Source organism: Aeromonas sp. ANP5, from assembly GCF_963870295.1.
Lineage (GTDB): Bacteria > Pseudomonadota > Gammaproteobacteria > Enterobacterales > Aeromonadaceae > Aeromonas > Aeromonas veronii.
Genome location: NZ_CAWMRY010000048.1, coordinates 23,843 through 30,563 on the forward strand (window position 1 = coordinate 23,843; position 6,721 = coordinate 30,563).

4 protein-coding genes and 1 rRNA gene are annotated in these 6,721 nt (G+C 59.1%); all 5 read right to left on the bottom strand.

Features of this window, described 5'->3' with window-relative positions:
- Positions 1-52: 52 nt before the first annotated feature.
- The 5 genes from AACT07_RS20330 to rrf all read right to left on the bottom strand — a co-directional run bounded on the left by AACT07_RS20330 (position 53) and on the right by rrf (position 6,694).
- Complete coding sequence (locus AACT07_RS20330) at positions 53-1,498, bottom strand: amino acid permease (RefSeq protein WP_069529762.1); 1,446 nt, start codon at positions 1,496-1,498, stop codon at positions 53-55.
- Positions 1,499-1,600: 102 nt separating this feature from the next.
- Positions 1,601-2,056, bottom strand: coding sequence for a beta-galactosidase subunit beta (locus AACT07_RS20335; protein WP_069529763.1), 456 nt, complete (start codon positions 2,054-2,056; stop codon positions 1,601-1,603).
- Entirely contained in the window at positions 2,053-5,127 is a 3,075-nt protein-coding gene (ebgA, locus tag AACT07_RS20340) for a beta-galactosidase subunit alpha (protein ID WP_069529764.1), read from the bottom strand. The genes AACT07_RS20335 and ebgA overlap by 4 nt, the downstream gene beginning before the upstream one ends.
- A gap of 321 nt (positions 5,128-5,448) precedes the next feature.
- A complete protein-coding gene (gene ebgR / locus AACT07_RS20345) occupies positions 5,449-6,414 on the bottom strand; it encodes a transcriptional regulator EbgR (protein WP_069529765.1) in 966 nt (321 codons plus the stop codon).
- Between the two features lie 165 nt (positions 6,415-6,579).
- A 5S ribosomal RNA gene (gene rrf, locus AACT07_RS20350) occupies positions 6,580-6,694 on the bottom strand.
- Between the last annotated feature and the right edge of the window lie 27 nt (positions 6,695-6,721).

Consider the following 6,721-nt stretch of genomic DNA (forward strand, 5'->3'; position numbering starts at 1 on the left):
GGTTTGCGGGTGGCCAACGGCCACCCGGTTTGATTGGTATTCAATGCCGTGCTTATGGCGTCTGCATGGCAACCTGCGCTGTCGGCTGGGCCTCTTTGGCACGCGCTTCGGCGCTGAGGGAGGCCTCGTATCTGTTGTATTTCCACCAGGCGAAGCCGAGGAAGATCACGATCCCGCCGACGTTGTAGAAGATGATGGTCATGATGTCGGCACCGGTCGGGAAGGTGGAGGCGAGGAAGCCCACCGAGAAGATGGCGATCAGCACCGAGACCACGGCGATGCCGGTGGTGCGCGACCCCATCTTGAACTCCCGTGGCAGGTGGTCGAGCTTCAGGCGCAGATTGAGGTAGGCCAGCATGATGAACAGCGGTGGCAGCATGGAGGCGGCGGCGGTCATGTTGATGACGGTGTTCATCAGATCCTGCGCGGTGTTGGAGCCCAGGGTCGGGATCACCATCAGCGGCAGCACGATGAGGTACTGGATCCAGGCTGCACGGGCGGGCACGCCGTTCTCGTTCAGCTCGACCGTCTTCTTGCCGAAGATGCCGGCCGGGATTTCGGAGAAGAAGATCTTCACCGGGGTCGCCGTCCACATCAGCAGGGAGCCGAACATGGCGGTGAAGGAGACCAGACCGACGAAGCGGTTCATCAGGATCTCCGGCAGGCCGAAGTAGGCTGCCAGCCCTTCAAACACCTGCACCGAGCCGCCGGTATATTTCAGGGTGTCGCTGTGGACGAAGACGTTGATCAACAGCGATGCGATCGAGTAGAGCACCCCGATAAAGATCCCGGCGACGATGATCACCTTCACGAAGGATTTGGAGCCGCCCTTCACGTCATTGACGTAGACCGCCACCGACTCGGCGCCACCGGCTGCCATAAAGATCCAGGTAGTAATACCCAGGAAGGCCCAGCTGAAATCGGGGACCATGGCCTCTACCGTGATGGGGTCAGCCGGTTGCACGCCGCCCACCAGTGCCGCACCCGCCAGCAGGATGTAGGAGAGGGTCAGCAGCAGCATCAGGGACGAGGTCACCGAGGTGATGGGGCCGAGCATCTTGGCGCCGTTGGTGGAGACGTAGGTGGCAAAGGCAAACAGCACCATGCTCAATGCCGTGGTCGCCACCGGAGTGAGAATGTACTCGTAGCCGAGGAAAGCATAGGAGGCGTAGGCGATGACCCGCGGCAGCAGCGAGGTGAAGAAGAAGAGGTTCACGAACCAGTAGGTGTAGGCGGAGATAAAGGCCCAGCGACCGCCGAGGGAGCTCTTCACCCAGGCATAGACGCCCGCTTCGGAGTTCTTATTCAGTGACACAAATTCCGCAATGATCAGGCAGAACGGAATGAAGTAAAAAATGGTGGCCAGAAAGAACATCGGGGCCGAGGCCAGACCGATCTCGATGTTGTTGTTGATGACGTTGTTGAAGCTGAATACCGCCGCGAAGGTGAGCGACAGCAGACCAAACTTGCCTATCGTATTGCGTTTGGAATCAGACATGGTGCATCTCCAGACCTGTAGTTATCTCGCGAAAGAGCGGGGCGTGGGTTGTAGGGTGAGCCCCGCCCTTCCGGCTTTTGTCAGTGCAGAACCAGCGGCTTGTTATTTGTTTTTGAAGTAGCCGCCTTCGACGGTGACCTTGATGATCACCTTGCGCACCGGCGCATCACCGACGAAACGGTAGGCCTCGTCGTTCTCGAAGATCACCACCTGCCCGTTACCCACCTGCTGGCGCTCACGCACCTCACCAGCCAGCCACTCGCGGTCGGTGGTGTCGTCATAAGCCTGCTCGACCCGCAGCTCACTCTTGGCAGCCCACTCCACTGTCTCTTCCCCTTCCAGGTAGTAGTGGACGTCGAAATAGCGGCGCTGCCCCTCGAACAGTGAGGTGGCCGGGCTGGCCCCCTCCTGCAAGCGGTAAGTGAGGGAGTCACCGATGGAGTGGCAGATACCGGGCTTGAGGTTCGGCAGGTTGTTGATGGCCTCCACGCAGCGGCCCCACTTCTTGCCCTCCCGGTAGATGTTTTTGAACAGGGTCAGGTTGTCCAGGGTGATCATGCGAGGTTCCTCCCGCCGTTGATGGTGAGATCGAGCCCGGCCAGCGCAGCCGGATTGAGGTTGCCACGGGCGATGGGCAGCAGGGTCAGGCCGAAGCTGAATGGCTCGAAGCGCACCCGCCAGGAGTCCAGCACCTCGGAGCCCCAGGAGTTGGAACCCAGTCCCAGCACCTTGTGATCCAGATTGAGGGTGAGATAACCGCAGGGCTCCAGCTCGTTGATGTGCTGCGCCGCGTGGATATGCTCCCAGCTGTAGGGCCAGACGCTCAGGTTGATGGGGGCATCGGGTCGCACGTAGAGACCGGCGCCGTGACGGTTGGTCAGGGTCGCCCAGCGCACCTGCTGGCGGTTGCCGTTGTCCTGCGGGAAGGGGTAGTGCTCCCACATCTCGCTGACTGTGCTCTGGAAGCTGTCGATCCAGTTGCTCTGGCGGCTGTCCTGATAGTTTTCACCCGGCCCCATGCCGTAGTAGTGCACCCGGTCGAGATCCTGACGAATGCCCAGCTCGAAGCCGATCTTGGGGATGATGTCGTCATAACCGCCGTAGGGCTGGCCGGAGAGTGCCACGTGCAGCTGGCCATTCGGGCTCAGGGTGTAGACGTAGCGGCAGCGCATGCCGAAGTCGAACACCGGCGGCGCGATCAGGCTCTCGACCGTCACCTCGACCGCCTCACCCAGCTGGCGCCAACTCAGAGTGCGGAAGTGCTCCTGCATGATCTGCAGGTGGTTCGGGTGCCACAGGCTCTCGTACTCCTGCTTGTGGTTGTCGATCATCGGCTTGAAGAAGGTGAGGCGCGGCGAGCGCTCAATGAGCTCGATACCATCCTGCTGCCAGCTCACCAGCTTGCCGTCGAGGCGCGAGAAGCGCAGGGCGAAGCCGCTGCCGCTCAAGGTCAGATCAAGCCGTTCGTCGGTAATCTGCAACGGGGTGGCGTTGGGATTGGCAAAGGGCTGCAGCTGGCGAGTCGACTCTTTCAGCTGGAACTGGTACTGGCCCAGCTCGTGTTCCGGCGCGCTATAGCGGGTGGCGGTGGCCTTGATGACCCGCAGCTGGACAAAGGTTTCCCGCCCATCGAGGGATGGCAGTTCGAGTTGCAGATCTGAGGTGGCACTGGGGGCAACCCCTTCCAGCCGGATTTGCTGGCTGGCCAGCAGTTCGCCCTCGGCCTTCACTTCGACCAGTAGACGGATATCGTCGAGAGTGGAGAACCAGTAGCGGTTTTCCACCGCCAGCTTGCCGCTGGCCAGATCCAGCGCGCGCACCTTGACCGGGCAGATCACCTGCTTGTATTCGCGCAGGCCCGGCCCCGGGGTTTGATCCGGATAGATGAGGCCATCCATGCAGAAGTTGTAGTTGTTGGGGTAGTCGCCGTAGTCGCCACCGTACTTGTAAACGGGGCGGCCCTGCTCGTCCTGATCCAGAATGCCGTGATCGCACCACTCCCAGATGTAGTGACCCTGAATGTGGGGATGACGGTCGAACACCTGCTGATATTCGCTGAGGCCACCCGGGCCGTTGCCCATGGCGTGGGCGTATTCGCAGATAATGCGCGGCTTCGCCATCGGGAACTCGCCGAAGCAGTTCATCTGGGAGACGCGCGAATACATGGTGCTCACCACATCCACCACCTCGGCATCGCGATCCTCTTCGTAGTGCACCAGCCGGGTCGGGTCGATCCCCTTGCAGCGCTGGTACATGGCTCTGATGTTGCAGCCGTAGCCGGACTCGTTGCCGAGCGACCAGATGATGATGGAGGGGTGGTTCTTCTGGGCGTGCACGTGGCGTTCGATGCGATCCACGAACACCGGCTCCCAGAAGGGGTCATCGGTGATGCGGCTAAGATCGCCAACGTTGGCAAAACCGTGGGTCTCCACGTCGGTCTCCGCCATCACGAACAGACCGTACTGGTCGCACAGCTCGTAGAAGCGCGGGTCGTTCGGGTAGTGGGCAGTGCGCACCGAGTTGAGGTTGTGCTGCTTCATCAGCACGATATCGCGTTCAACACGGTCCATACCGACCGCGCGACTTTTGAGGTGGTCGTTGTCATGGCGGTTCACCCCGTGCAGCTTGAGGTAGTGGCCGTTGACGTAAAAGAGGCCATCCTTGACCTTGATGTCACGCACCCCGACCCGCTGCGGGATCACTTCCAGCAGCTCACCCCGACCGTTGTAGAGGGAGAGTTGCAGCTGGTAGAGGTAAGGATCTTCGGCGCTCCACAGATGGGGATTGGCCAGATCCAGCGTGAAGCGGCAATCACACTTGCCGTCGATGGCGAGATGGTCGAGGGAGCCGCTGGCGATCTCGCTGCCTTGATCCAGCAGGGACCAGACCAGACGGTGATCACGGGCGGCCGCCCCCAGGTTCTCGAGCTGGATATCGCAGCTCAGGGTAGCGCTCTGGTTGTCATCAGTCAGCGCGGTGCGGATGAAGAAGTCCTGCACATGGGCGGCCGGTTTGCCCACCAGATAGACGTCGCGAAAGATCCCCGCCATCCACCACATGTCCTGATCTTCGATATAGGTGGAGTCAGCCCACTGCATCACCCGCACCGACAACAGGTTCTCGCCAACCTTGGCGTAGGCGCTGATATCGAACTCGGCGGTGAGACGGCTGCCCTTGCTGAAGCCGACATAGTGGCCGTTCACATAGACCTCGAAGTAGGTCTCCACCCCGTCAAACTTGATGATCACCTGCTCGCCGTCCCAGGCCGGGCTCAGCGTGAAGCTGCGCTGATAGGCGCCGGTGGGGTTGTTGGTCGGCACGAAGGGCACGTCGATGGGGAAGGGAAAACCCTCGTCGGTGTACTGCAGCTGACCATGTCCTTCCATCTGCCACATGTTGGGCACGGTGATCTGGCCCCACTCGTTCATGGGGCTGTGATAGAAGGCCTCCGGCACCTGCAGGGGGTGGTCGAAGTAGTGGAACTGCCACTGGCCGCCAAGGCTCAGAAAACGGCGGCTCAGCTCGCGCTGCATGGTGGCCGCCAGCCCGTGGTCGGCATAAGAGAAGAAGTAGGCGCGCGGAGCCAGCCTGTTTTCACCAACGAATTGGACGTTTTCCCAGTTATTCACATGTCCTCCCGGAACAAGGCAACTTTGACTGGGTAAACTCTAGATAAATATTTACTAAATATCAGCTTTGAATTGGTAAAGTTTTAACCTGATCACAATGAACAGATGGTTTTGTGAGCAAGATCAGAAGCGGGAGATAAAGGAGGGCAAGATATGGATGAGTGGCATGGATATTGATGGTAGCTGGCTGATCTGCAATAAAATCAAATATAAAACAATATGATATGAGGTTATTGGATGATATGGGAAAGAGGTTTGCTTGGCAGAGGTGTCGCACCACCACAAGATGGTGCGACTAAAAAGCATAATATTTTACTAAAATCAGCGGGTAGTGCCACGCAGGGTCAACTTGCTCGGCACCAACACTCGGAGTGGAATATCCCGCTCGTCACGCAGCCGTTCAACCAGCAGATTGACCCCCTGGGTGCCCATCAACTCGGAGTGGATCCGCACCGTGGAGAGCGGCGGGAAGGTGAACTTGGCGGTCGGAATATCGTTGACGCTGATAAGCTCGATCTGCTGGGGAATTGCCAGTCCCTTCTCGTGGATGGCACGCAGCACACCGATGGCGATGGAGTCGGAGGCAACGAACAGCGCCTTGGGCCAATCTCCCGCCAGCATCTCTTTGGCCAACTTGTAGCCGGAGGCGCTGGAGAAATCCCCGCGATAGAGATCGCTCTCCTGCACCACACCAAGGCGCTGACCGTAGTCGAGGAACGCCAGTTCGCGCAGATCCGGGCCATCATCCTGGCCACCGATATAACCGATGCGCTGGTGCCCCTGCGCGATAAAGTAATCAACCACTTGCTGGCTGATCAGAGCGAGATCCACATCGACCGAGTCAAACTCTCCCTGTGAACGGCAGTCAACAAACACCAGCTGGCTGGAACAAGCCCTTAGCTGGACGAGACGCTCGGCTGTGAGGGTGCCGACCACCAGAATGCCATCCACGGCGCTCAGTTCGCGCCCTTCACCGCAGTTGTAGAGATGAGTCAGTTCGATATTGAGGCGGGCACTCTGGGTCTCGATGCCATAGCGGATAGCGAGATAGTAAGGGTCGTTGACCTCGGTACTCTGGGGATAGGCATAGACCACCAGAAAGTGCAGCTTGCTCTTGTGTACCCCCTTGCGGGCGCTGCTGGTCTTGTACTCCAGCCGTTCGGCAATCTCGAAGATCCGCTGCTTGGTCTCTTCCTTGACGCTCAGGCTGGGATCCTCGTTCAGTACCCGGGATACCGTGGCGAGAGAAACCCCCGCTTCCTGTGCAATTTCCTTCAACGTAGCCATCAATACCTCGCTGGCAGCATCACGTGTTAATCGGCAACGGCTAAAGAGTAACGGGCAATCCCTTGATAGCCCAGCACTTTTACTAAAATGCCGGCGGCAGTGCAGTTTTTTGGAAGACAGAAATGCAAAAAGGCCTCCCGAATGGGAGGCCTCTTCTAAATAGGTGCCTGACAGTGTCCTACTCTCGCATGGCGAATGCCACACTACCATCGGCGCTACCGCGTTTCACTTCTGAGTTCGGCATGGGATCAGGTGGTTCCACGGCGCTATTGCCGTCAGGCAAAAGCTTTTAAAACTAACTTGAAAA